Below are 3283 nucleotides of genomic sequence, written 5' to 3'. Positions count from 1 at the left end.
GCGGCAAACCGTCCAGGTCAGCCTCCAGGATAAAAGAAGCAGCCTCGACTTGCTCTCCCAGGTAGGCGTCAGCACAGGCTTGCAACTTCTGGGGTGTAAGAAAGCAGTCCACAGCAGCCTTGGCATGGAGGCTTTCTCCGGTGAGAGCCAGATCCACCCAGGGAGAAAACAGCACGACGCAACCCGGCATTTCCATGCCCATGGTCCGGGCCTGAATCAGAGCGGCCATGATGAGTTGGGCTCCCGCCGAATCCCCCACCAATGCGATATCGTCTGCATCTTCGCTGTTCGCGAGCAACGCCGCATACGCAGTCAGAACATCTTGCTGGGCAGCAGGGTATGCATGTTCAGGCGTTAGTCGATAATCAACGACATAAGCCGTGGAAGATGTACCAGCAGCAAGCGTACCGGCGATCCCCTCAAAACCTTCAGCGCTGCCCACCATGAATCCACCTCCGTGGACATAGAGCAGAGAGCGCCGGGAATCCACGCAGGTTACCGTCCGTACAGGCACTCCACCGAGCGTCGACGCCGTGGAGCGGCAATAAGGCGGAGCCGAAAAACGCTTGCACAATTGGTCAAAACCAATGCGAGCCTGCTGCAGCGACCCAGGAGTATTTTCTCTACGAGAGCGAAGCTCATCCCGGATAGCATTCAGTTCGCAAACACTCATTCTTGCCTCCCAGATAAAGCGTGACATGCAGTGTCAGTCAAATATCAAGCACCAGCCTTGGGGACTTGGCACGTGAAACACACTGCAGAATGACCGCATTGGAAGCACGCTCCTCATCGCTGAGGACATAGTCCCTATGATCAATCTCACCGGCTAGTACCCGGCATTCACAAGTACGGCAAAGCCCCTCCCGGCAGGAAAAAGGCACCATTATCCCCGCCTCTTCGAGTGCATCGAGAAGGCTGGTATCAGCTGGCACGGTTAGTTCCATGCCACTACGAGCAAGTTCCACCACGAAGCTTTTGTTCTGTTGTTTTTCAGGAGCACTCGACTGAGGTGCGCTGAACAACTCGAAATGCACCTGGCCGGAAGGCAGGTAAGCCTGTGCGACATCCCGTACCGCATTCATGAGGGGCGCCGGTCCACAGCAATAGAGGTGGTCCGTTGAACTTGCTTGACGAGTAAACGCCTGCAGATCGGGACGACCGGCAGTTTCGTCATCCGAGTGAAACACTAATTTTCCGCCACGAGGAAGATGCTCGATGTAAGCAGCCCGGGACCGGGAGCGGACGCAGTAGAGAAGTTGCCACGGCTTGTCATTCGCATCGCACCAACGAATCATGCTGAGAATCGGCGTAATGCCGATACCGCCGGCGATAAACAAATAAGTGCTTGCGTTGCGTTCCAGCGGGAAGTTATTGCGAACCGCACTAATTTCGAGCAGGTCGCCGACTCGCAGGTGTGCATGAATGAACGCTGAGCCACCCCGTGACGGCTCAGACAATCCGACCCCAATTGAGTAACTTCCGTCCGAGGGATCGTACCGGTGAACGGAGTACTGCCTGATCAAACCATTTGGCAGGCGAACATCAATGTGCGAGCCCGCGTCGGCCACAGGAAGAGGTTGACCGTCCAAGGCCAGCAAGCGGACATCCATAATGGCGTCAGCAGCTTTCACGATCGCCATCACTCGAACGCGGTTCCAGTCGCTCATCTCAGACCTCCTGGATCTTGACGGGATTACTTACCGCCTGCTCAGCCTTATAAGCATTCGCCACTAGCCACCTGAAATACGAAAGAGCAGTATCAGCTCCGATCGGAATCATTTTGAAATCGGAGGTCAGCTTCAACATGCGATCTTGCGCATGAATCATATCGCTGTCTTCCTGGAACGCTGTGACGACCTGGTCGTGGATTGCCAACGTCACCTCGGGGTCATCAATGGCGAAATTATGAGGCTGCGAAAAGAAGTAGTGCGTGGATTCGTCCGTTTCCGGAGTCAGTGCCTGAGTGCTACGGAACTCTGCCGCATTGACGCGATTTCCCGCCTTGGCATTTTGCCCAGTGGGCTGCATCCCCGAATCCATCAGGAAGATGCTCGGCAGCAGGAAGTCGTAGACATTCCAACGATCAACAGGCCCCGGATAATTCTTGATCTTCTGCACAAAAGGTGCCGGCTTAATACCTTCACCCCAACGCGTTACTCGTACGCCGTTTTCCAGCTTTTCGACCTGAGGTATACAGGCCGCATACGCCTCGTCACCGCCCAGAGTGTTCGGATGAACATAGGGCAAATGTGCGAGGTCAAGCAGGTTGTCAGCGATCAGCAGGTAGTTGGTGGTGTAATAGGTGTAACCCTCCAGGCTTCGCCACTCGGGGTGATCCAGCCAATGTGTATCAGGGATCAGGGACGGATCCGCCAGGCTGGCATCACCCACCCAGATCCAGATCCACTTGTGCTTCTCCACAACTGGGAATGTGCGCACCTTAGCCTGCGGAGGAATGCGCTCTTGTCCGGGTATTTCGACGCAGCGCCCCGTCGTATCAAATAGAAGACCATGGTACATACACCGAAGCTGATCGCCTTCCAGGCGCCCTTTCGATAGTGGAGCGCCTCGGTGACAGCAACGGTCTTCGAAAGCCACCATTTTTCCGGTGGTATCACGCCATAGCGCTACTGGCACGTTAAGAATCGTTCTTGCGAGAAGCTCGTCGACCGGAATCTCACTCGACCAAGCAGCTACATACCAAGCGTTACGAAGAAGCATGACGTCGACCTCATTTCTTGTTTTTGTTTTTGAAACTTTCCTTGCTGACGCCATGCTAGAGGCGGATCATGTATGCGCATAGATCATGGAGCTAATACAGATCATGCACGCCATTCATGGTAAGAAATTCGACTTGAACCTGCTGCTCGCGTTCGACGCGCTTCTGCGAGAACGCAATGTATCTCGAGCAGCAGAGCATCTTGGCTTGACGCAGAGCGCCATGAGCCATGCACTACGACGTCTACGGGAGTTTTATGAAGACCCCCTCTTCGTCCGTATTGGCGATGCGATGAAGCCGACGCCTTTCGCAGAGGAGATGGGGGATTCAGTTCTGGAGATCGTATCCGCCGTACAGCACAAGCTGTTGGCGCAGGCCAGTTTCACCCCTATGTCTTCCACCAGGGTCTTCAGCCTTTGTATGACGGATATGGGCGAGTTGGTATTTTTGCCCCGGCTGATTTCAGAGCTTCAGAAAGTGGCCCCCCATTGCCGAATACGAACGTCGCAGCTACCCACCGAGCATATAGCGAACTCACTGGAGAGAGGTGATACAGACCTGGCT

4 protein-coding genes are annotated in these 3283 nt (G+C 54.8%); 1 reads left to right on the top strand and 3 read right to left on the bottom strand.

Annotated features, from left to right (window positions below; all coding sequences use genetic code 11):
- From ACXRVY_RS21270 to ACXRVY_RS21260, 3 genes are all read right to left on the bottom strand, one after another.
- On the bottom strand, window positions 1–445 hold a 445-nt coding region (locus ACXRVY_RS21270), incomplete at its 3' end, for an alpha/beta hydrolase fold domain-containing protein (RefSeq protein WP_458238170.1).
- Between the two features lie 265 nt (window positions 446–710).
- Window positions 711–1667, bottom strand: coding sequence for a PDR/VanB family oxidoreductase (locus ACXRVY_RS21265; protein WP_223457498.1), 957 nt, complete (start codon window positions 1665–1667; stop codon window positions 711–713).
- 1 nt (window position 1668) lies between these two features.
- On the bottom strand, window positions 1669–2721 hold the full coding sequence (locus tag ACXRVY_RS21260) for an aromatic ring-hydroxylating dioxygenase subunit alpha (protein WP_223457497.1): 1053 nt from the start codon (window positions 2719–2721) through the stop codon (window positions 1669–1671).
- A 103-nt stretch (window positions 2722–2824) separates the two neighbouring features.
- Here ACXRVY_RS21260 and ACXRVY_RS21255 point away from each other — a divergent pair.
- Window positions 2825–3283 (top strand): LysR family transcriptional regulator (locus ACXRVY_RS21255; RefSeq protein WP_458238169.1); only part of this gene is annotated, 459 nt, incomplete at its 3' end.

The sequence above is a fragment of the Pseudomonas sp. P5_A2_2 genome, assembly GCF_054177685.1.
This window is presented reverse-complemented; position numbering and strand designations above follow the sequence as displayed.

Bases quoted from the DNA above. Each gene is read 5' to 3' on its own strand.
- ACXRVY_RS21265 (WP_223457498.1), bottom strand. From the start codon at position 1,667: ATGAGCGACTGGAACCGCGTTCGAGTGATGGCGATCGTGAAAGCTGCT.
- ACXRVY_RS21260 (WP_223457497.1), bottom strand. From the start codon at position 2,721: ATGCTTCTTCGTAACGCTTGGTATGTAGCTGCTTGGTCGAGTGAGATT.